Origin of the sequence: Pseudomonas sp. S3E12 (genome assembly GCF_001702295.1) — a bacterium.
Lineage (GTDB): Bacteria > Pseudomonadota > Gammaproteobacteria > Pseudomonadales > Pseudomonadaceae > Aquipseudomonas > Aquipseudomonas marginalis.
This window is the reverse complement of sequence record NZ_MBDT01000004.1, coordinates 198,598-220,343: the sequence shown is the minus strand read 5'-3', so window position 1 is coordinate 220,343 and position 21,746 is coordinate 198,598. Positions and strand designations below refer to the sequence as shown.

The following is a 21,746-nucleotide window of genomic DNA, read 5'->3' as shown; positions in this document are numbered from 1 at the left end:
GCGAGGATGTGATGCGTCGCCGCGCGACTTTGTTGCAGCGCATGCACATTGATGGCCCGTTGCTGATCCTGCTGCTGACCCTGGCGGCTGGCAGCCTGTTCGTGCTGTATTCGGCCAGCGGCAAGAACTGGGACTTGCTGATCAAGCAGGCTTCGTCGTTTGGCCTGGGCCTGCTGTCCATGGTGGTGATTGCCCAGCTGGAACCGCGTTTCATGGCGCGCTGGGTGCCGCTCGGGTATGTGGCCGGGGTGTTGCTGCTGGTGGTGGTGGACGTCATGGGCCACAACGCCATGGGCGCGACCCGCTGGATCAACATTCCGGGGGTGATTCGCTTCCAGCCGTCGGAATTCATGAAGATCCTGATGCCGGCGACGATCGCCTGGTACCTGTCCAAGCGCACCTTGCCGCCGCAGCTCAAGCATGTGGGGAACAGCCTGATCCTGATCGGCATCCCCTTTGTGCTGATCGTGCGCCAGCCGGACCTCGGCACCTCGCTGCTGATCCTGGCCGGCGGTGCGTTCGTGCTGTTCATGGGCGGGTTGCGCTGGCGCTGGATCCTCAGCGTGCTGGCGGCGGCAGTGCCGGTGGCCGTGGCCATGTGGTTCTTCTTTATGCACGACTACCAGAAGCAGCGGATCCTGACGTTCCTCGATCCCGAGAGCGACCCGCTCGGCACCGGCTGGAACATTATCCAGTCGAAGGCGGCCATCGGTTCCGGCGGTGTATTTGGCAAGGGCTGGCTGCTCGGCACCCAGTCGCATTTGGACTTTCTGCCCGAGAGCCACACCGACTTCATCATTGCGGTGATGGGCGAAGAGTTCGGCCTGGTGGGCATTTGCGCGCTGTTGCTGATCTATTTGCTATTGATTGGTCGTGGCCTGGTGATTACCGCACAAGCGCAGACGCTGTTCGGCAAATTGCTCGCCGGCAGCCTGACCATGACTTTTTTTGTTTACGTTTTCGTCAACATCGGTATGGTCAGTGGCCTGCTGCCGGTGGTTGGGGTGCCGTTGCCGTTCATTAGCTACGGCGGAACTTCGCTGGTGACATTGCTGTCAGCGTTTGGGGTTTTGATGTCGATTCATACGCATCGCAAGTGGATCGCACAGGTTTGAATAAGGTGAAGATGTCAATGCAAGTAATGCGCGGCTGGGCGACTCGGCATGCGTCCTGGATGGGCCTGATCGGGCTGCTGGGGGCAACGCACGAGGCGCAGGCCGGTGACTACGATGGCTCACCCCAGGTCGCCGAATTCGTCGGTGAAATGACCCGCGACTACGGCTTCGCCGGTGAACAGCTGATGGGCGTGTTCCGCGAAGCCCAGCGCAAGCAGGCGATCCTTGACGCTATCTCACGCCCCGCCGAGCGCGTGAAGCAGTGGAAGGAATACCGTCCGATGTTCCTCACCGACGCCCGGGTGGCCCGGGGGGTGGACTTCTGGCGCCAGCACGAGGCCGTGTTGGCCCGGGCCGAGCAGGAATACGGCGTGCCGGCCCAGGTCATCGTTGCGATCATTGGCATTGAAACCTTCTACGGGCGCAATACCGGCAGTTACCGGGTGATCGACGCCCTGTCGACGCTGGGCTTCGATTACCCGCCGCGCGCCGACTTCTTCCGCAAGGAACTGCGTGAGTTCCTGCTGTTGGCCCGTGAAGAGCAGGTCGACCCGCTGACCCTCAAGGGTTCTTACGCCGGTGCGATGGGCTTGCCGCAGTTCATGCCGAGCAGTTTTCGCGCCTACGCGGTGGATTTCGACGGCGACGGGCACATCAATATCTGGAGCAACCCGGACGATGCCATCGGCAGTGTGGCCAGCTACTTCAAGCGCCATGGCTGGGTCGGTGGCGAGCCGGTGGTGATCCGCGCCGACGTCACCGGGGAGCGTGCCGATGAAGGCCTGACCCAGGGTATCGAGCCGGCCAAGACCGTCGGGGAGTTGCGGGCGCTGGGCTGGTCGAGTCAGAATGCGCCACGCGACGATATGCCGGTGACGGCATTCCGCCTCGAAGGTGAAAACGGCCCTGAATACTGGATGGGCCTGAAAAATTTCTACGCAATCACGCGTTATAACCGCAGTGTGATGTACGCCATGGCCGTGCATCAGCTGTCAGACATGCTGGTCCAAGCACGGGGCAACAAGTAATGCGGGCATCGCCGTTCAATCAACCGCTCAAGCTGGTGGCGTTCGCCGCGTTGTCCCTGCTCGTCGTCAGTTGTTCCACCAGCCGTGGCCCGGTACCGAAGTCCGGCGGCACTGCGGTGCGTTCCCAGCCAGGACTGGACATCAACCGCGCGCACAAAGACGGCGCGCCGTGGTGGGATGTCGACGTGTCGAAGATCCCGGATGCCACGCCGACCCTTCACACCGGCCCATACAAAGCCAACCCCTATACGGTGCTGGGCAAGTCCTACTTCCCGTTGCAGGACTCCAAGACCTACGTGCAATCGGGTACGGCGTCCTGGTATGGCACCAAGTTCCACGGCCAGAACACCGCCAACGGCGAAGTCTATGACCTGTACGGCATGAGCGCGGCCCACAAGACCCTGCCGCTGCCCAGCTATGTTCGTGTGACCAACCTGGACAACAATCGCACGGTGATCCTGCGGGTCAACGACCGTGGGCCGTTCTATTCGGATCGCATTATCGACTTGTCCTACGCCGCCGCGAAAAAACTCGGCTATGCCGAAACCGGTACCGCGCGGGTCAAGGTCGAAGGCATCGATCCGGCGCAGTACTGGGCCCAGCGTGGCAAGCCCGCGCCGTTGATGCTCAACGAGCCGCAGAGTGCGCAGCCGCAAGTGACGGCATCCACCGGCAAGATCGAACAATGGACACCGCCACCGCAGCAGCACGCACCGGATACGGTGGTCGTGCCCCATGCAGCACCGGGCGCCGCGGTCGCGGGCGGGCAATACCTGCAAGTGGGTGCTTTCGCCAACCCGGATGCGGCAGAACTGTTAAGGTCCAAGCTCAGCAGCATGGTCAGCGCGCCGGTATTCATCAGCTCCATCGTGCGTAACCAGCAAACCCTGCACCGTGTGCGCATGGGCCCGATCGGTTCGCCGAGCGAGGTAGCGCAAGTGCAGAACAGCGTGCGCCTGGCCAACCTGGGGCAACCCAGCGTGGTCACTGCCGAATAATAAATTGATGGTTGAGGCTCGCATGCGGGCCTGGACCCTGGTTGTTGGCTCGTTGAACAATAAAACCCAGGGGCAAGGGGTGAGCGGGCAACCGAACACGCGACAGTCTGGTAGCGGGCTGTCTGAATAAGTTTTGCCCGCGAGGGCAAGTTTCCATAAGCAATTTCGAGAGACGGATGAACATCACCACCTTAGCCAAACGCACGTGCCTGCTTCTTTCGCTGATCATCACCCCGGCCGCCTGGGCGGTTGAAATGGTACCGGCTTCACCGCAACTGGCCGCCAAGTCCTGGGTCCTCATGGATGCCGCCAGTGGCAACGTGCTGGTCGAGAGCAACGGTGACCAGCGCCTGCCACCGGCCAGCCTGACCAAGCTGATGACCGCCTACATCGCGACCCTGGAAATCCGTCGCGGCCAGATCGGCGAAAACGACCCGGTGACCGTCAGTGAAAACGCCTGGCGTACCGGCGGTTCGCGGATGTTCATCAAGGTCGGCTCGCAAGTCACTGTGAGCGACCTGCTGCACGGCATCATCATCCAGTCCGGTAACGACGCCAGCGTCGCCCTGGCCGAGCACATCGCCGGCAGCGAAGACGCGTTCGCCGACATGATGAACAAAACCGTGGCCGACCTGGGCATGACCAACAGCCACTTCATGAACCCGACCGGCCTGCCAAACCCTGAGCACTACTCGTCGGCTCACGACATGGCGATCCTGGCGCGCGCGATCATTCGTGTCGACCCGGTGCACTACGCGATCTACTCCCAGAAGGAATTCTTCTGGAACAACATCAAGCAGCCTAACCGCAACCTGTTGCTGTGGCGCGACAAGACCGTCGATGGCCTGAAAACCGGCCACACCGACGAAGCCGGCTACTGCATGGTGTCGTCCGCGGTACGTGATGGCCAGCGCCTGATCGCCGTGGTCTTCGGTACCAACAGCGAGCAGGCCCGTGCGGCCGAGACGCAAAAACTGCTGACCTACGGTTTCCGCTTCTTCGAAACCCAGACCTTCTACCAGAAGGGTGCTGAATTGGCGACCGCGCCGGTGTGGAAAGGCGCGACCTCTCAAGTCAAGGCCGGCCTGGCTGAAGACCTGACCCTGACCATGCCTAAAGGCCAGCTGAAAAAGCTCGCCGCCAGCATGACCATGAACCCGCAATTGGTTGCGCCAATCGCCAAGGGCGACGTGATCGGTAAAGTCGAAGTCAAGCTGGACGACAAGGTGGTGCACAGCGCCGACCTGATCGCGCTGGACGCCGTCGACGAAGGTGGTATCTTCCGCCGCGTGTGGGATAGCATCCGTCTATTCTTCTACGGCTTGTTCAACTGATTGTGTGCACCTGCAAAGCCCCGCGTTGATCCGACGCGGGGCTTTGCCGTCGCCACGGCTTACCGCTTACGAGGCCGTTCTGCCATGACCGATAAAGAAGTAAAGGCGCCAAAGATCGAATTCCCGGTGACGGATTATCCCGTCAAGGTGATCAGCGATACCGGTGTAGGCAACAAAGACAGAATCCTGGATATCGTGCGTAAACACGCGACGATCAATGACAACCGGGTGGACGAGCGTTCGAGCACCAACGGTAAGTACACCACGATCCAGTTGCACATCGTTGCGACCGGTCAAGACCAGCTCTACGACATCAATAGCGAACTGCGGGCCACCGGCTTCGTGCACATGGTGCTGTGATGTCACAGGTCCTGGGCTTTCGCGAGCTCGGCCGGATGGACTACGAGCCCGTCTGGCACGCCATGCAGCGGTTCACGAACGAACGCGGTACTTCGGCGCCCGACGAAATCTGGTTGGTGGAACATCCACCGGTGTTCACCCAGGGCCAGGCCGGCAAGGCCGAACATCTGCTGCTGCCGGGGGATATTCCGGTGGTGCAGGTCGACCGAGGTGGCCAAGTGACTTACCATGGGCCCGGTCAACTGGTGGCGTACCTGCTACTGGACGTGCGCAAGCTGGGTTTTGGCGTGCGCGACCTGGTGAGCCGCATGGAGGCTTGCCTGATCGAGCTGTTGGCCAGTTACGGCGTGAGCGCCGCGGCCAAGCCCGATGCACCCGGTGTGTATGTGGACGGCGCGAAAATCGCCTCCCTCGGTTTGCGCATTCGCCACGGTTGTTCCTTTCATGGCCTGGCCCTGAACGTGGACATGGACCTGGCACCGTTCCGGCGCATCAACCCTTGCGGTTATGCCGGGCTGGCAATGACCCAACTGAGCGACCACGCCACACCGATTAAATTTGCCGAGGTAAGTGCCCGGCTGCGTGCGCAGCTCGTCAAACACCTCGACTATGCTGAGCAGACGACCCTCACGGGCGGAATCGACTGATTATGACTACTGATGCAGTGCAAACCATGATCCCGACGCTGGACATCACCGAGCGTCCGGCCCCGGCCCCGCGTGCCAAGGTGGAAGCCGGCGTCAAGCTGCGCGGCGCCGAGAAGGTTGCACGCATCCCGGTCAAGATCATCCCGACCACCGAGTTGCCGAAGAAGCCCGACTGGATCCGCGTGCGCATCCCGGTTTCGCCGGAAGTCGACCGTATCAAGGCCTTGCTGCGCAAACACAAGCTGCATAGCGTGTGCGAAGAAGCCTCCTGCCCGAACCTGGGTGAATGCTTCTCCGGCGGCACCGCCACCTTCATGATCATGGGTGACATCTGTACCCGTCGTTGCCCGTTCTGCGACGTCGGCCATGGCCGGCCGAAGCCACTGGACGTCAACGAACCGGAAAGCCTGGCCATCGCCATTGCCGACCTGAAACTCAAATACGTTGTGATCACCTCGGTTGACCGTGATGACCTGCGCGACGGCGGTGCCCAGCACTTTGCCGACTGCATCCGCGAAATCCGCAAACTGTCGCCGAACGTGATGCTCGAGACCCTGGTGCCTGACTACCGTGGCCGCATGGACGTTGCGCTGGAAATCACCGCTGCCGAGCCGCCGGATGTGTTCAACCACAACCTGGAAACCGTGCCTCGCCTGTACAAGGCTGCGCGTCCAGGTTCGGACTACCAGTGGTCGCTGACCCTGCTGCAGAAATTCAAGCAGATGATGCCGCACATCCCGACCAAGTCCGGCTTGATGCTCGGCCTGGGCGAGACCGACGAAGAAGTGATCGAAGTCATGAAGCGCATGCGCGAACACGACATCGACATGCTGACCCTGGGCCAATACCTGCAACCGTCGCGCAGCCACTTGCCGGTGCAGCGTTTCGTGCACCCGGACACCTTCGCCTGGTTCGCCGAGGAAGGCTACAAGATGGGCTTCAAGAACGTCGCCTCGGGCCCGCTGGTACGTTCTTCGTACCACGCCGATGAGCAGGCCAAGCTGGTCAAGGCTAGCCTGGTTTCCTGATCGGGGTTCAGACCCAGTGTGGGAGGGGGCTTATGTGGGAGGGGGCTTGCCCCCGATTGCGGTATGTCAGTCGCTACATGTGCTGGCTGATCCACCGCTATCGGGGGCAAGCCCCCTCCCACATTTCGCTCCGCGTTAGTTAGGGAGAGTTGTGTATGACCGCCGCCGTTCCAGCCCTTCGTTCAGAAGGCACCATCGCCCTGATCGCCCCCGCCGGCCCCGCCGTGCTGGACGTTGAAAAGGCCGGCCAATGGATGCGCACGCGCGGCTACGATCTGCGAATTTTTCCCGGTGTCTATGAGCGCGACGGCTACCTCGCCGGCAGCGATGCCGTGCGCCTGCGTGACCTGCACGCGGCTTTTGCCGATCCGCATATCGACGCTATCTTGTGTCTGCGCGGTGGTTACGGCACGCCACGGCTGCTTGACGCGCTGGATTTCGACCTGCTGCGTGCCAATCCCAAGCCGTTCGTCGGCTATAGCGACATCACCGCCCTGCACCTGGCAATCAACCGTTACGCCGGTTTTGTGACCTTCCACGGCCCGATGCTCAACGCCGACCTGCTCGGCGGCAAGCAACCCCCTACCGAGTCGTCATTGTTCAGCCTTCTGCGCGGCCAGTTGGGCGCCGGCAGCGTGCTGGCGCACCCGGTGGCCTACCCGCTGACCACGATCGAGCCTGGCATTGCCTGTGGGCGCTTGCTGGGGGGGAATCTGTCGATGATTGCGGCGGTCATGGGCACACCATACGAAATCGACGCAGAAGGCATCATCCTGTTTATCGAAGACGTCAACGAGCCGATCTACCGCATCGACCGTCTGCTGACCCACCTGCGCCTGGCGGGCAAGTTGGCCCAGGTCGCCGGGGTACTGGTCGGGGATGTGGCGGGTGTGGATAACGTTGCGCTGGAGCGCTTGCTGAAGCAGACGTTCGAGCCGTTGCGCATACCGGTGCTGGCCGGCTGGCGCAGCGGGCATTGCGATCCGAACCTGACGCTGCCGATGGGTGCGTTGGTACGGCTGGATGCGGGGGAGCAGCAGGTGGTGTTGGAGCAGGATGTGGTCTTCAGGTCCTGAATCTGCTGGCGTTTGCTAAACCGCAATCGGGGCTTGCCCCGATTGCGGCAGTCGCCATACGCGGATCTATCGGTTTTGCAGCGACTCCAGCAACTTCACCGTCGGATACCCGTCCGCCGGCCAGCCCAACGCCTGCTGCGCCGCCCGAATCGCCTTGCGGGTGTTGGCGCCGATAATCCCATCCGGGTTGCCTGCGTCATAACCGTTGGCACTCAACGCCGTCTGCAGATCAATGCGCTGGGAGCGACTCAGCGGCAGCTCATCCTTGGGCCAGTCACCACGGATCACACCGCCGCCGCCAAAGCGCTCCGACAACAGGCCCACCGCCAGTGCGTAGGACGACGAGTTGTTGTACTTGAGGATCGCACGGAAGTTATCCAGCACTAGGAACGCCGGGCCACGGTAGCCTGCCGGCAGCAGCAGGGCAGCGGACAGTTGGTCGACGTTCGGCGGCATGCTCGCGCCCGGTGGCAGCTGAATGCCCAGTTTCATCCAATCGGCAATGCTCTTGCGCACGCCGCCGTCAGCCAGGGCGTAGTCGAAGTTCGCCGGCAATTGCTTGACTTCAAAGCCCCACGGCTGGCCTTTCTGCCAGCCGGAGCTTTGCAGGTAGTGCGCGGTCGATGCGAGGGCGTCGGCCGGGCTGTTCCAGATGTCGCGACGACCGTCGCCATCGAAGTCTACCGCGTGGGTGTTGTAAGTGGTCGGAATGAACTGGGTCTGGCCCATGGCCCCGGCCCAGGAGCCTTTCATCTGGTCAGCGGCGATGTCGCCGTGCTGGATGATCTGCAACGCCGCCAGCAATTGCGCCTGGGCAAAGGCCGGGCGACGGCCTTCATAGGCCAGGGTCGCCAGGGAGCGGATCACCGAATTATTGCCCTGGAACTGGCCGAAGTTACTTTCCATGCCCCATACCGAGACCAGCGCCTGGCGGTCGACGCCATAACGCTGCTCGATGCTTTGCAGGATGTCAGCGTACTTGACCAGCAGTGCCTGGCCATTGCGTACGCGCACGGGCGACAGGGCACCGTCGAGGTATTCCCACACAGGGCGGGAAAACTCCGGCTGGCTGCGGTCGGCGCGGATCACCGCCATATCGGGGGTGACATTGGCGAAGGCGGTGTCGAATACGTCGGCCGTGATGCCGGCTTGCAGGGCTTGCGCGCGAAAACCGGCCTGCCATTCAGCAAAGGTCTGGGTCGGTTGGATGTCGAGATTGTCCACGGCCAGTGGGGCCACCACGGCAGGGGCTGCCACGGGGGCGGTCTGGAGCTTCGGCAAGGGTTGGGCATCGGCGGCGGTGGGTTTTTCCGCGCAGGCGACAAGCAGAATGAGGCTGGAGGCAGCGATCAATTGGCGAAGGTGCCAACGACGGGAAAGACAAGAGGGCATGCACAGGTCCAGGAATTACAAATCAGGCACAGACCTTATCATGCCAGAGGGGCGCTTGCCTTCAGGCAGCCAGAAAGTAAGAAGCCTCCCAGCTATTAGACTGGAAGGCTTCGCGGCGGTAGCTGCCTTTGCCCTTGCCGGCGCGTTCCTGACGGCTGCGGAACAGTGGCTGGGCGATGATGGATTTGGCCTTGTTGGGGCCATGCTTGGATGGCTTTTTGCTCATGGTCGATGCTCTTGATAGGGGGAGGTGCGGCGCAAATAATCTGCCGAAGTCAGGTCGCTGTAAAGCCCATGAATTGTAAACCCAGTCAAAATGTGGGAGGGGGCTTGCTCCCGATAGCTGTGGCTCAGTCAACAATGCAGTGGCTGACACGCCGCTATCGGGGGCAAGCCCCCTCCCACATTGGTTTTGCAGTGTTTTTAAGAGAGGGGTTATTCGGCAGGAAGTGCCAGGCGTTGTCCGGCCATCAACAGCGATAAACGGCTCAAGCTCATCCACGGTGAACCCGCGGCCTGGCCCTTGATCTGTGCATCAATGCGCTGCGCTTCCAGCAACAGCTGCGCCCAGCGTTGCGCCGAGTGCCGTTGCAGGGCTTTGCTCATCAGGGGTTTGCGCTTGTCCCACACCGGTGGTCGCGCCTGGCTGAAGCACTTGTCCAGCGGCGTGCCCTGGCTGTATTGCAGGGCAATATTGGCCAATACCCGTAGTTCCCGGGCCAGGGCCCAGAGAATCACCGGTGGCTCCACACCTTCGCCACGCAGGCCTTCGAGCATGCGCAGGGCATGGGCGGGCTCGCCATTGAGAATCGCATCCACCAGCCCGAACACGTCAAAACGTGCACTGTCTGCCACGGCGCCCTGGACGGTCTCGACGGTAATCTGCCCGTCTTCGGCCATCAGCTTGAGCTTTTCGATCTCCTGGGCGGCGGCAAGCAAGTTGCCTTCGACCCGCGCCGCGATCAGCTCCACTGCATCCTGTGTTGCGGACAGTCCCGCCTGTGACAGGCGTTGGCGAATCCATTGCGGCAGCTGATTGCTGTCCACTGGCCAGATCTGGATGAACTGGGTCTGCGCCCCTTCCACCAGGGCCTTGCCCCACTTGGTCTTCTGCGCGCTGCCGTCGAGCTTGGGCAGGCTGATCAGCAACACCGTGTCTTCGGCGGGCCGCGAGCAGTATTCCATCAGTGCAGCCGCGCCCTTATCACCGGGCTTGCCCGACGGCAGGCGCAGCTCCAGCAGGCGTTTTTCGGCGAACAGCGACATGCTTGCACCGGCTTGCAGCAGCGTGCCCCAGTCGAAACTGGCGTCGGCGCTGAATACCTGGCGTTCATCGAAGCCCTGCTGGCGTGCGGCGGTACGGATGGCGTCGGCGGCCTCCTGGCACAGCAGCGGGTCATCACCGCTGACGATGTAGACAGGCGCGAGGCCACCTTGCAGGTGTTTGGCGAGCTGGGCGGGGGCGAGTTTCATAGGCAGGGTGAACGGGGCGCCTGGGGCGCCCCGTCTGGCTTACTCGACAGGGACTTCAACAGGCGATTGCTTCGGCGTGTTGTCTTCGTACTCTTTCGCTGCTTTCAGCGCGTCGGCATCGGCCTTGGCCTTGTCGTCAGCACGTTGCTGCAAGGTTTCGAGTTGTTGCGGAGTCAGCATCGACAGGCGCAGCATCATGCGTTGCACCAGTTCGCGACGCATTTCCTGGCGTACCTGGATGATTTCGGAGTCCGAACCCACCAGGTTGTTACCGTCGTGGCTGACGATCTTCTGCACCTGGATGTTGTCATTCATCAACGGCAGGTGGTCGCGGCCCTGGATTTCAAAACTGAGCACGGTGCTCAGTTCGACATCGGACGCACGCCCGGCGCTGGCGTAGCTCAGGCTGCGCTGGGTTTCTTTCTCGTTAGCCAGGAACAGCTTGTAGGTCGCGCCGGTATAGACGTGCACGCCGCTGTTTTCCAGGACCTGCCGCAGTTGGGTCACTGTTTCGCTGTAGGCGTCGCGAGCGCTGAGGTCCAGTTCCTTGATCGTCAGGTTATTGGTGCCGGTGCCGCGCAGCTGGAAGCCGCAAGCGCTCAGCAGTACGGCGAGACCCATAACCAGCAGATTGCGTTTGATCATTTTGTTGCTCCCCTTGAAACCATGTGGGCCTTATCGAGGCCCTGAAGGCTTTGTTCGGCGCAGGGCTTGAGCCCCACGCCCGATCCGATTAGCTAGCGACGATATTGACCAGTTTGCCAGGCACCACGATCACCTTGCGGATCGTCAGGCCTTCGGTAAAGCGCAGTACGTTCTCGTTGACCCGTGCGGCCGCTTCGACTTCTTCACGGCTGGCACTGGCCGGCATGTCGATCTGGCCGCGCAGTTTACCGTTGACCTGAATCACCAGTTGCAGCGTGTCCTGTACCAGGGCGCTGTCATCCTGTACTGGCCAGCGCGCATCAATCACAGCATCTGTGTGGCCCAGACGACTCCACAGTTCGTGGCTGATGTGCGGCGTGATCGGCGCCAGCAGCAGGGTGACCGTCTCCAGGCCTTCCTGTAGCAGTGCGCGATCCTGTGCGGTGGCTTGCGGGGCTTTTTCCAGCACGTTCATCAGCGTCATCACCTGGGCGATGGCGGTGTTGAACTTGTGGTTCTGGCCCACGTCCTGGCTGGCTTGCTTGATGGCCAGGTGGGTGCTGCGGCGAATGAGTTTCTGCTCGTCGCTCAACGACGCCACGTCCAGCTTGGCCGGCAGGCCCTGGCTGACATGGGCGTGCGCCAGGCGCCAGACGCGCTTGAGGAACCGGTGCGAGCCTTCGACGCCGGAATCGGACCATTCGGCGCTCATGTCAGGCGGCGAGGCGAACATCATGAACAGGCGGCAGGTGTCGGCGCCGAACTGGTCGATCATCGACTGAGGGTCGACGCCGTTGTTCTTCGACTTGGCCATCTTCTCGGTGCCGCCGATTTCCACCGGCAGGCCGTCGGCGATCAGTCTGGCGCTGATGACCTTGGCTTTGCTGTCGCGCTCAAGCTCGACGTCCGCCGGGTTGAACCAGGTGTAGGCGCCATTGGCTTCGCGACGATAGTAGGTCTCGGCGATCACCATGCCCTGGGTCAGCAGGTTCTTGAACGGTTCGTTGGAACTCACCAGGCCTTCGTCGCGCATCAGCTTGTGGAAGAAGCGCGCATACAGCAGGTGAAGGATGGCGTGTTCGATACCGCCGATGTACTGATCCACCGGCAACCAGTGGTCGGCTGCGGATTTCTCTACCAGGCCGCCCTCGTAGTGGGGCGAGGCATAGCGGGCGTAGTACCACGAGGACTCGACGAAGGTGTCCATGGTGTCGGTTTCACGCTTGGCAGGCTGGCCGCATTTCGGGCAACTGCATTCGTAGAACTCGGGCATGCGCGCCAATGGCGAACCGGCGCCGTCCGGCACCACGTCTTCCGGCAGGACGACCGGCAACTGGTCTTCCGGCACCGGTACGTCACCGCAGGTCTGGCAGTGGATGATCGGGATCGGGCAGCCCCAGTAGCGCTGGCGGCTGATGCCCCAGTCGCGCAGGCGGAACTGGGTGCGCGAGGCACCGAGGTTCTTCTTGATCAGTGCGACTTCGATGGCGTCGAAGGCACCGGCGAAGTCCAGGCCGTCGAACTCACCGGAGTTGATCAGCGTGCCGTGCTCGTTGTAAGCGTCCTGCCATGGGGCCGGGTTGGTGTCGCCCGAACTGGTCCGGACCACGGACTTGATCGGCAGGTTGTATTTGACCGCAAATTCAAAATCGCGCTCGTCGTGGGCCGGCACAGCCATTACTGCGCCATCGCCGTAGTGCATCAGCACGTAGTTGGCGACCCATACCGGCAACTTCTCGCCGGTGAGCGGGTGCTCGACGAACAGGCCGGTCGGCAGGCCTTTTTTCTCCTGGGTGGCGACATCGGCTTCGGCCACGCTGCCACCTTTGCATTCGGCGATGAACGCCTGCAGCTCAGGATTGTTCTGTGCGGCCTGGGTGGCCAACGGGTGCTCGGCAGCCACGGCGACGTAGGTCGCGCCCATCAGGGTGTCCGGACGGGTGGTGAAGACTTTGAGTGCGCCCGCTTCGCCGATGGAGTCGACGTTGTACGGGAACTGCACTTCCATGCCCTTTGACTTGCCGATCCAGTTGCGCTGCATGGTCTTGACCTGTTCAGGCCAGCCCGGCAAATCGTCGAGGCTCGACAACAGTTCATCCGCGTAGGCGGTGATCTTGAAGTAGTACATCGGGATTTCGCGCTTTTCGATCAGCGCGCCGGAGCGCCAGCCGCGACCGTCGATCACCTGTTCGTTGGCGAGGACGGTCTGGTCGACAGGGTCCCAGTTCACGGTGCCGCTTTTTTTGTAGATCACCCCTTTTTCGAACAGGCGGGTGAACAGCCATTGTTCCCAACGGTAGTAATCCGGCTTGCAGGTGGTGACTTCGCGGGACCAGTCCACCGCCAGGCCCAGGCTGCGCAGCTGGGTCTTCATGTAGGCGATGTTTTCGTAGGTCCACTTGGCAGGGGCCACGTTGTTTTTCATCGCGGCGTTTTCCGCCGGCATGCCGAAGGCGTCCCAACCCATGGGTTGCAGGACGTTCTTGCCTTGCATGCGCTGGTAGCGGGAGATGACGTCGCCGATGGTGTAGTTACGCACATGCCCCATGTGTAGCTTGCCGCTGGGGTAAGGGAACATCGACAGGCAATAGAACGTCTCCTTGCCTGGCTGTTCACTGACTTCAAAGGACTTTTGCTCGTCCCAGAAGGTTTGGGCGGCATTTTCTATTTCACGGGGCTGATATTGTTCGTGCATGGCTACTTTTGAACTGAATAGGGGTGGCCTAATCCTCTTCGGTGCAACGTTCAGGTTGTTCGACACCAAAAAGTGGCGCGTCCGTGCCCAAACCCTGCGGGAAGTGGAGTTACAGGAAGCGCCGTAGCATACATGACCCCACTCTATCGAGGGAAACCCTGATTGCGCGGCAAGGGCCGTCTGTCGCGGCGCCGGGCAGGCGCACCCACGGGGACTACGCTGTTTATTGGGGAGCAAGTCTTTCTTCAATGAGGTGAGGGGATGGTTGAATCGCAGCGAATCGCAACGAAACCGGAAATCTACGAAGGACTGATCGACCGATTGGGTCGTGCATTGGATGCAGCGAGGACCGCGGGCCGATTGCGTGATGAACGGCCCGTCGAGTTGGAACTGCGCGGCTTGAGCCGTGCGGAGCTGGAACTGATCAAAGCTTACCTGGAACGTAATAAGCGCAGTGCGCCTTCTTGGGTGGCAACCCCGCCAGCCAAAGAGCCTACGCACTCAGCCAAGGTGGTGTGGCTCAAGGACTTGTCGGCCGGTCGTGGCCCGGAAAGGCTCCGGTCCGCCCGCTTCAAGTAGTTCACTCCCCAGGAACACATCATCGTGCCATGTCACTGTAAAGATTGTCGCTAAACCCCGTTACACCTTAGGCTTCGGGCATCTATGGAGATGCCCGATGCCTATTCGTTATTTCATCAAACAACTGCTCTTGCCACCCGGCATTCTTTTGCTGCTGCTGGCCCTTGCCTGGTGGTTTCGTCGCAGCCGCCCCCGTTTGGCCGGCTGCTGCTTTGCCCTCGGGTTTGGCGGCATGTGGTTGATCAGCCTGCCGGTGGCGGTGGAGTGGGGCGCACGTGCCCTGGAGACCGAACCACCGTTGGCCCGTGAAGACTGGTCGACCCTGGCCCAGCGCGCCGATGCCATTGTGGTGCTGGGCTCGGGACGCGAGCGCGGCGACTCGGCATGGGGTTCTGATCAGCCGACCGGTATCGGCCTGGAGCGCCAGCGGTATGCCGCGCGGCTGGCCAAGGTCTCCGGGCTGCCGGTGTTGACCACCGGTGGCCTGCATTACGGCACGCCGCCCAGCGAGGCGCAGTTGATGGCGGTGTCGATGCAGGATGACTTCGGCGTTGCTGTGCGCTGGAAGGAAGAACGTAGCCGCACCACCTGGGAAAACGCGCAGATGAGTGCCGGGATTCTATTGCCTGAGGGCATCAAGCGTGTGGTGGTCGTGACCCAGGCCTGGCACATGCCGCGGTCGGTGTGGAGTTTTGAAAAGGCAGGCTTCACCGTGGTGCCGGCGCCGGTGGGGTTCCTGGGTGTGGACAACGCCCGGCCGCTGGGCGGCTGGATGCCGGAGTTCAAGTCGGTGTGGCAGAGCGGGCAGTTGATCAATGAAGCGGTGGGGCAACTGGGCTACCGGTTGTTCTATCGATAACCCTGTTGATTAAAATGCAGATCAAAGTGTGGGAGGGGGCTTGCCCTCTCCCACATCTTGTTTTGCGTTGGCTGTTAAACGGTTTTGGACATCCGACCTGCCAGCAGTGCCCAGCCAAACAGCGCCAGGCTCACGATGATCAGCGGCCACGAGCGCCATTGCAGGTACGGCGTCAGGTTGTGCATCGGCACCACTTCGCCGTAGAGGATGCCGCGTTCGAACTGCGGGATCTGCACGGTGATTTGCCCAAACGGGTTGATCAACCCGGTCACGCCATTGTTGGTGGCGCGGATCATCCAGCGGCCAGCCTCCAGCGCACGCATCTGCGCCATTTGCAGGTGCTGCAAGGGGCCGATGGAGCGGCCGAACCAGGTGTCATTGCTGATGGTCAACAGCAGGTCGCTCTGGGCTGACAGGCCGGCGGCGAATTCCGGGTACACCACTTCATAGCAAATGAACGGCGCAATCTGATAGCCCTTGGCTTGCAGCATCGGCTGGTCGGCAGGGCCGCGGGCGAAGTCCGACATGGGCAGGTCGAAGAAGGCAATCAGGCCGCGAAGCATATCCTGCAGCGGTACGTACTCGCCAAACGGCACCAGTTTCTGCTTGAGGTAGGTGCCGTCACCTTCACCCACCACGGTGATGCCGTTGAAGTAGCGCTTCTGGTGATGCACTTCCTGGCGTATCGGCACGCCAGTGATCAACGCGGTGTGCCGGTCGGCCGCAAACTTGCCCATCATCCCCAGGTAGCCCTCGACGGACTCCTTGAGCACCGGCACGGCCGTTTCCGGCCACACCAGCAGGTCGACCGGCTTGGAGCTGAAGCTCATGTCGCGGTACAGCGCGAGCTGCGCATTCAGCTGCTCGGGGTCCCACTTCATGCTTTGTTCGACGTTGCCCTGGATCGCGGCGACGCTCAGCGGCGCGCCGGAGGGTGTGGTCCAGGCATGATGCTTGAGCGCCAGGCCGATGGCCCAGGGCGCTACCAGCAACACCAGGCCGGCGCCGATAAACCCGTTGCGTTTGCCGGCCAGCAGGCGTGGCAGGTTGCACAGCAGGGCCGCCGTCAGCGCCAGGGCAAAGGAAATCAGCCACATCCCGCCCACTGGCGCCAGGCCGTTTAGCGGGCCGTCGAGCTGGCTGTAACCGGAATACAACCACGGGAATCCGGTGAGGAACCAGCCGCGAAAGGCTTCCTGGCCGACCCACAACGCGGCAAACGTGAGCGCATCCGCCAACGGCGCTTCATTGCGACGCAGCCAGCGCGCCCACAGCCACGCGGGCAGGGCGAAGAACCAGGCAATGGCGGCGGTGAACAACAGCATCAGGAACCCCGCCAGCAGCACCGAAGCGCCGCCGAAGTGGTGGATGCTGTAGTAGATCCAGCTGGTGCCGGCGCCAAACAGGCCGAACCCGAAGCACCAGCCACGGCCCAGGGCCTGGCGCGGCGTCAGCTCCCGCAGCCCGACATAGAACAATCCGACCGCAACCAATGCAAACGGCCACAGGTCGAACGGCGCCAGCGCCAGGGTGGTGATGGCGCCGGCCACCACGGCCAGCAGATTACCGGGCCAGCCGGGGCGGGTCAGACGGCGCATATCAATCCTTAGCGGGCAATAGGTGTCAGGCGAATCAAGTGGATGCGGCGGCTGTCGGCATTCAGGATGCGGAAGCGATAGGCGCCGATCTCGGTGGTTTCGTTACGCTTTGGCAGGTGCCCGAACGCACTCATCACCAGGCCACCGACGGTGTCGAACTCGTCGTCGGAGAATTCGCTGTCGAAGAACTCGTTGAAGTTCTCGATCGGCGTCAGCGCCTTGACCAGGAAGTCACCGCTGGGCAGCGGCTTGATGTAGCTGTCTTCTTCGACGTCGTGCTCATCCTCGATGTCGCCGACGATCTGTTCCAGCACGTCTTCGATGGTCACCAGGCCCGCCACGCCGCCGTATTCGTCGATCACAATGGCCATGTGATTGTGGTTGGCGCGAAACTCGCGCAGCAGCACATTCAGGCGCTTGGATTCGGGCACGAAGGTAGCCGGGCGCAGCAGGTCCTTGATGTTGAAGCTGTCACCATTCTCCTTGAGGATCAGCGGCAGCAGGTCCTTGGCCAGGAGGACGCCCATGACGTCGTCATGGCTTTCACCGATCACCGGGTAGCGCGAGTGCGCCGAGTCGATCACGGCCGGGAGGAATTCCCGCGGGGTCTGGGTCGCCTTGATGCTGATCATCTGCGAGCGTGGGACCATGATGTCCCGAACCTGCAGGTCAGCCACCTGGATGGCGCCCTCGACGATGGCCAGCGCTTCGCTGTCCAGCAACTTGTTCTGGTGGGCCTCGCGCAGCAGCTCCAGCAGCTCCTGGCGGTTTTTCGGCTCGTGGGCAAAAGCCTGGGTCAGTTTACCCAGCCATGACTTTTGCCCGTTGCTCGATCGGTCTTCGCTCATAGCGATTACTCTAAATCCTTTGATGTGACAGTTGAGTGTTGATCAGTTTTCGTCGTCTGCATATGGATCCGGGTGACCCAATTCTGCAAGCAACGTTCGTTCCAGTGCTTCCATTTCCTCGGCTTCTTCATCGTCTATATGGTCGTAACCCAAGAGATGCAAGCAGCCGTGGATGACTAGATGGGCCCAGTGAGCCTCAAGTTCCTTGCCTTGTTCCTTCGCTTCACGCTCGACCACCTCGACGCAGATCACCAGGTCGCCCAGCAGGGGGATATCCAGTAACTCATCGGGTACGTCGGCGGGAAACGACAGCACGTTGGTCGCGTAGTCCTTCTGGCGCCAGGTGTGGTTCAGCTCGCGGCCCTCGGGCTCGTCCACCAGGCGGATGGTCAGTTCCGAGTCGGCGCTGCGCTGGCGCAGGGCCAGGGCGCACCACTCGCGGAATTGGGCTTCGCTGGGGGCGGGCGCTTCGGTGGCCAGCTGCAGGTCAAGCTCAAGCATCGCGGCGAACGTCCTTGGCCGGTGCGTCATCGCGGTGGTCGAAGCGCTCGTAGGCTTCGACAATGCGCTGCACCAACGGGTGGCGGACCACGTCCTTGGGCATGAAGTGCGTGAAGCTGATACCCGGCACGTCCTTGAGCACCTCGATCACCTGGGCGAGGCCGGACTTGGTGCCCTTGGGCAGGTCGACCTGGGTGACGTCACCGGTGATCACGGCGGTGGAGCCGAAACCGATCCGAGTGAGGAACATCTTCATCTGCTCGACGGTGGTGTTCTGGCTTTCGTCGAGGATGATGAAACTGTTGTTCAAGGTGCGGCCGCGCATGTAGGCCAGCGGAGCGATCTCGATCACCTGGCGCTCGATCAGCTTGGCCACGTATTCAAAGCCGAGCATCTCGTACAGCGCGTCGTAGAGCGGGCGCAGGTACGGGTCGATCTTCTGGGCCAGGTCGCCGGGCAGGAAGCCGAGTTTTTCACCGGCCTCGACCGCTGGGCGCACCAGCAGGATACGGCGTACTTGCTCACGCTCCAGGGCGTCGACCGCACAGGCCACGGCCAGGTAGGTCTTGCCGGTACCGGCGGGGCCGATGCCGAAGTTGATGTCGTTGCCGAGGATTTCCTTGACGTAGCGTTGCTGATTCAAGCCGCGCGGGCGAATCATGCCTTTTTTGGTGCGCAGGGCCACGCTGGCTTCGGCCACCGGGTTGTTGGCCAGGTCTTCCACGGCGGATTCCTGCAGGTACAGGTGCACCGTTTCCGGCGACAGCTCGCTACCCTTGGTTTCACGGTAGAGGCGGCGCAGCAGGTTTTCTGCAGACGTGGTGTGTTGGGGTTCACCAATGAGCTCGAACTGATTGCCGCGATTGCGGATCTCGATACTCAGGCGTTGTTCGATCAGGCGCAGGTGCTCGTCGAACTGTCCGCACAGGTTGGCGAAACGGCGAGCCTCAAAGGGCTCGAGGAGAAAACGATGGGGTTCTGCTATGGGTGCGTTCAAGGTTGCTTTTAGCCGCCCTTTGGCTGTTTAGGTGAAAGAGAGGATAACGCCAGCACGCCGGGTGCGAAAGCACTTAAACGGAGCATATTGGCTGACGGCGATTCTGTAGGAGCGAGCTTGCTCGCGAAAAACGTCAACGATAACGCGTGCAGCCTGAATATACGCGGTGCCCTCAGGTTTTTCGCGAGCAAGCTCGCTCCTACAGGAACTTGGTTTATTGGATCAGAGACCCGCGCAACGAGTGCGGTTGCGCCGCATCGATATGCACGTCGGCAAACTGACCGATCAATGTCGGATTATCGCAACGGAAGTTGACGATCCGGTTGTTCTCGGTACGGCCCTGCAATTCGCCAGGGTCTTTTTTCGAGTAGTCGGTGACCAGGATGCGCTGGATCGAACCGACCATTTGTCGGCTGATCTCGAAACCCTGCTGGTTAAGGCGATGTTGCAGCGCGTTCAAGCGCTCTTTTTTCAGTGCTTCCGGGGTTTCGTCCAGCAGGTCCGCCGCCGGGGTGCCGGGGCGCTGGCTGTAGACGAACGAGTAGGAAAAGTCGAAACCGACGTCTTCGATCAGCTTCATGGTCTGCTGGAAGTCTTTCTCGGTTTCGCCGGGGAAGCCGACGATAAAGTCCGAACTGATGCAGATGCCTGGCACTGCGGCGCGCAATTTACGCAGTTTGGATTTGTATTCCAGGGCGGTGTGGTTGCGTTTCATCGCCGAGAGGATGCGGTCCGAGCCTGATTGCACCGGCAAATGCAGGTGCTTGACCAGTTCCGGCACGTCGGCATGGGCCTGGATCAGGCTGTCGGAGAACTCCAGTGGGTGCGAGGTGGTGTAGCGAATGCGTTCGATACCATCCACCGCAGCGACCACGCGGATCAACTCCGCCAGGTCAGCCAGGCGCCCATCGTGGGTCAGGCCGCGATAACCGTTGACGTTCTGGCCCAGCAGGGTCACCTCGCGCACGCCGTTTTCGGCCAGGTGGATGATTTCTGCGAGCACGTCGTCAAACGGCCGGCTGACTTCTTCGCCACGGGTGTAGGGCACCACACAGAAGGTGCAGTACTTGCTGCAGCCTTCCATCACCGACACGTAGGCGCTCGGCCCATCGATGCGCGGTTCGGGCAAGTGGTCGAATTTTTCGATTTCCGGGAACGAGACGTCGACCTGGGGCAGCTTGGTGATGCGCGCGGCGTCGATCATTTCCGGCAGGCGGTGCAGGGTCTGCGGGCCGAAGACCACGTCGACATACGGCGCACGGTCGCGGATCGCGGCGCCTTCCTGGCTGGCCACGCAACCGCCGACGGCGATCACCATGTCCGGGTTGGCCAGTTTCAATTCGCGCCAGCGGCCCAGCTGCGAGTACACACGGTCCTGGGCCCGCTCACGGATCGAGCAGGTATTGAGCAGGATCACGTCGGCATCTTCGGCGCGGGCGGTGACTTCCAGGGCCTGGTGTTCACCCAGCAGGTCGACCATGCGCGAGCTGTCGTACTCGTTCATCTGGCAACCGTGGGTTTCGATATAAAGCTTCTTGGCCATGGGAATCGTCAACTGGTGGTAAAGAACCGCGCATTATAGGGGTCATGCCCATCGGTTCCTAGCACTGTGCATCGGGTGCCATGCTATAGTTCGCGCCCTCTTTTATATCCCCCATGTGTTCCTCACCCACCATGACCAAACGTGAAGCTCCAATCTATAAGGTGATTTTCCTCAACCAGGGCCAGGTGTTCGAAATGTACGCCAAGCAGATCTATCAAAGTGATCTGTGGGGTTTCCTGGAAGTGGAAGAGTTCGTCTTTGGCGAGCGCACACAGCTGGTCGTCGACCCGGGCGAGGAAAAGCTCAAGGCCCAGTTCGAAGGCGTGGTGCGTAGTTTTGTGCCGATGCATTCGATCGTGCGCATCGACGAAGTCGAGCGCCTGGGCACGCCGAAAATCAGCGAAGCCCGGGGCATGAGCAATGTCATGCCGTTTCCGATGCCGATGCCTGAAAAGTAGGCGGGGTGTCAGGGCAGGGGTGAGAAGGGCGAGCGCCCATCGGCACTCTGCAGCTCCAGCAGGTAGTTGCGGAAAATCTGCCCCAGGACCTGGGTGGCCACTTCCAATTCATCGCGTTGCATGTGCTCGGCGACTTCGTCGGCAGTGTCCAGCGCGTCTTCGGCGCCGTTGACCGCGGCCATTTTCAGCACGATATAGGCCTGGACGTTATTGGCCGGCACGCCTTCGCCTTTGAAGAACATGGTGCCCAACTGGAATTGCGCCTGGGCGTGGCCCTGCAACGAGGCTTTCTCGAAGTAGCTCAAGGCTTTGTTGAGGTCACGGGCCGGGTTCTTGCTGTCGTGGTAGTACTCGCCCAACTCGTATTGCGCCTGCGCATCCCCGCCGTCGGCCTGTTTCTGACACGCGCTCAGGGCTTCGGCCTGGCTGTCCGGCTGGGTATTGAGGGTGCAACGACCCATCGCTGGGATTAACAACGAGTTGCCGCCTGCCTGGGCATGTGCCAGCAGCGGCTGAAGGAGCAACAGGCAGCCCAGTACCAGGGTGCGGCCGGTGCGTTTCATGGGAATCGA

At 61.6% G+C, this 21,746-nt stretch carries 22 protein-coding genes; 11 read left to right on the top strand and 11 right to left on the bottom strand.

The window, feature by feature from the left end:
• Positions 1-11 precede the first annotated feature (11 nt).
• The 8 genes from rodA (at position 12) to BB029_RS04495 (ending at position 7,586) form a co-directional block, all read left to right on the top strand.
• The gene (rodA, locus tag BB029_RS04530; protein WP_065938394.1) at positions 12-1,115 is read left to right on the top strand and encodes a rod shape-determining protein RodA; all 1,104 of its coding nucleotides are present in this window, start codon (positions 12-14) and stop codon (positions 1,113-1,115) included.
• A gap of 17 nt (positions 1,116-1,132) precedes the next feature.
• Positions 1,133-2,143, top strand: a complete 1,011-nt coding sequence (mltB, locus tag BB029_RS04525; RefSeq protein WP_065938365.1) for a lytic murein transglycosylase B — start codon at positions 1,133-1,135, stop codon at positions 2,141-2,143.
• A complete protein-coding gene (locus BB029_RS04520; protein WP_027605238.1) occupies positions 2,143-3,141 on the top strand; it encodes a septal ring lytic transglycosylase RlpA family protein in 999 nt (332 codons plus the stop codon). Before mltB ends, BB029_RS04520 begins: the two co-directional genes overlap by 1 nt.
• Positions 3,142-3,317: 176 nt before the next feature.
• On the top strand, positions 3,318-4,475 hold the full coding sequence (locus tag BB029_RS04515) for a D-alanyl-D-alanine carboxypeptidase family protein (RefSeq protein ID WP_027605239.1): 1,158 nt from the start codon (positions 3,318-3,320) through the stop codon (positions 4,473-4,475).
• An 84-nt stretch (positions 4,476-4,559) separates the two neighbouring features.
• Entirely contained in the window at positions 4,560-4,835 is a 276-nt protein-coding gene (locus BB029_RS04510; RefSeq protein ID WP_027605240.1) for a DUF493 domain-containing protein, read from the top strand.
• Positions 4,835-5,482 carry a lipoyl(octanoyl) transferase LipB gene (gene lipB, locus BB029_RS04505; protein WP_027605241.1) on the top strand — a complete coding sequence of 216 codons (648 nt, stop codon included), beginning with the start codon at positions 4,835-4,837 and terminating at the stop codon, positions 5,480-5,482. Before BB029_RS04510 ends, lipB begins: the two co-directional genes overlap by 1 nt.
• Positions 5,483-5,508: 26 nt before the next feature.
• Entirely contained in the window at positions 5,509-6,510 is a 1,002-nt protein-coding gene (gene lipA / locus BB029_RS04500) for a lipoyl synthase (RefSeq protein WP_057444888.1), read from the top strand.
• Between the two features lie 155 nt (positions 6,511-6,665).
• Positions 6,666-7,586: an LD-carboxypeptidase gene (locus BB029_RS04495; protein ID WP_065938364.1), complete on the top strand. Its 921-nt coding sequence runs from the start codon at positions 6,666-6,668 to the stop codon at positions 7,584-7,586.
• A gap of 66 nt (positions 7,587-7,652) precedes the next feature.
• Here BB029_RS04495 and BB029_RS04490 read toward each other — a convergent pair whose 3' ends face one another.
• The 5 genes from BB029_RS04490 to leuS form a co-directional block, all read right to left on the bottom strand.
• A complete protein-coding gene (locus BB029_RS04490) occupies positions 7,653-8,978 on the bottom strand; it encodes a lytic murein transglycosylase (RefSeq protein ID WP_065938363.1) in 1,326 nt (441 codons plus the stop codon).
• A gap of 61 nt (positions 8,979-9,039) precedes the next feature.
• A complete protein-coding gene (gene arfA, locus BB029_RS04485; RefSeq protein ID WP_003176285.1) occupies positions 9,040-9,204 on the bottom strand; it encodes an alternative ribosome rescue factor ArfA in 165 nt (54 codons plus the stop codon).
• 209 nt (positions 9,205-9,413) lie between these two features.
• Entirely contained in the window at positions 9,414-10,451 is a 1,038-nt protein-coding gene (holA, locus tag BB029_RS04480) for a DNA polymerase III subunit delta (RefSeq protein WP_065938362.1), read from the bottom strand.
• Between the two features lie 39 nt (positions 10,452-10,490).
• Positions 10,491-11,096, bottom strand: a complete 606-nt coding sequence (gene lptE, locus BB029_RS04475) for an LPS assembly lipoprotein LptE (protein WP_065938361.1) — start codon at positions 11,094-11,096, stop codon at positions 10,491-10,493.
• A gap of 88 nt (positions 11,097-11,184) precedes the next feature.
• A complete protein-coding gene (gene leuS, locus BB029_RS04470) occupies positions 11,185-13,791 on the bottom strand; it encodes a leucine--tRNA ligase (protein ID WP_065938360.1) in 2,607 nt (868 codons plus the stop codon).
• Positions 13,792-14,052: 261 nt separating this feature from the next.
• On the opposite strand from leuS, the gene BB029_RS04465 reads away from it, so the two are divergent.
• Both BB029_RS04465 and BB029_RS04460 read left to right on the top strand, forming a co-directional pair.
• The gene (locus BB029_RS04465; protein WP_065924874.1) at positions 14,053-14,370 is read left to right on the top strand and encodes a hypothetical protein; all 318 of its coding nucleotides are present in this window, start codon (positions 14,053-14,055) and stop codon (positions 14,368-14,370) included.
• Positions 14,371-14,467: 97 nt separating this feature from the next.
• On the top strand, positions 14,468-15,229 hold the full coding sequence (locus tag BB029_RS04460) for a YdcF family protein (RefSeq protein ID WP_065938359.1): 762 nt from the start codon (positions 14,468-14,470) through the stop codon (positions 15,227-15,229).
• A 74-nt stretch (positions 15,230-15,303) separates the two neighbouring features.
• On the opposite strand, the gene lnt is transcribed toward BB029_RS04460, so the two are convergent.
• The 5 genes from lnt to miaB all read right to left on the bottom strand — a co-directional run bounded on the left by lnt (position 15,304) and on the right by miaB (position 20,716).
• On the bottom strand, positions 15,304-16,827 hold the full coding sequence (gene lnt / locus BB029_RS04455) for an apolipoprotein N-acyltransferase (protein ID WP_065938358.1): 1,524 nt from the start codon (positions 16,825-16,827) through the stop codon (positions 15,304-15,306).
• 8 nt (positions 16,828-16,835) lie between these two features.
• Positions 16,836-17,675 (bottom strand): HlyC/CorC family transporter, encoded by an 840-nt coding sequence (locus BB029_RS04450; protein ID WP_005791724.1) that lies wholly within the window; start codon positions 17,673-17,675, stop codon positions 16,836-16,838.
• Positions 17,676-17,717: 42 nt separating this feature from the next.
• Positions 17,718-18,176: an rRNA maturation RNase YbeY gene (ybeY, locus tag BB029_RS04445; protein ID WP_065938357.1), complete on the bottom strand. Its 459-nt coding sequence runs from the start codon at positions 18,174-18,176 to the stop codon at positions 17,718-17,720.
• Positions 18,169-19,173, bottom strand: a complete 1,005-nt coding sequence (locus tag BB029_RS04440) for a PhoH family protein (RefSeq protein ID WP_053138073.1) — start codon at positions 19,171-19,173, stop codon at positions 18,169-18,171. The genes ybeY and BB029_RS04440 overlap by 8 nt, the downstream gene beginning before the upstream one ends.
• Positions 19,174-19,387: 214 nt before the next feature.
• The gene (gene miaB, locus BB029_RS04435; RefSeq protein ID WP_065938356.1) at positions 19,388-20,716 is read right to left on the bottom strand and encodes a tRNA (N6-isopentenyl adenosine(37)-C2)-methylthiotransferase MiaB; all 1,329 of its coding nucleotides are present in this window, start codon (positions 20,714-20,716) and stop codon (positions 19,388-19,390) included.
• A gap of 131 nt (positions 20,717-20,847) precedes the next feature.
• On the opposite strand from miaB, the gene BB029_RS04430 reads away from it, so the two are divergent.
• Entirely contained in the window at positions 20,848-21,174 is a 327-nt protein-coding gene (locus BB029_RS04430) for a DUF1820 family protein (protein WP_003215457.1), read from the top strand.
• Positions 21,175-21,182: 8 nt separating this feature from the next.
• Here BB029_RS04430 and BB029_RS04425 read toward each other — a convergent pair whose 3' ends face one another.
• Entirely contained in the window at positions 21,183-21,737 is a 555-nt protein-coding gene (locus tag BB029_RS04425; RefSeq protein ID WP_065924979.1) for a tetratricopeptide repeat protein, read from the bottom strand.
• Positions 21,738-21,746: the final 9 nt, after the last annotated feature.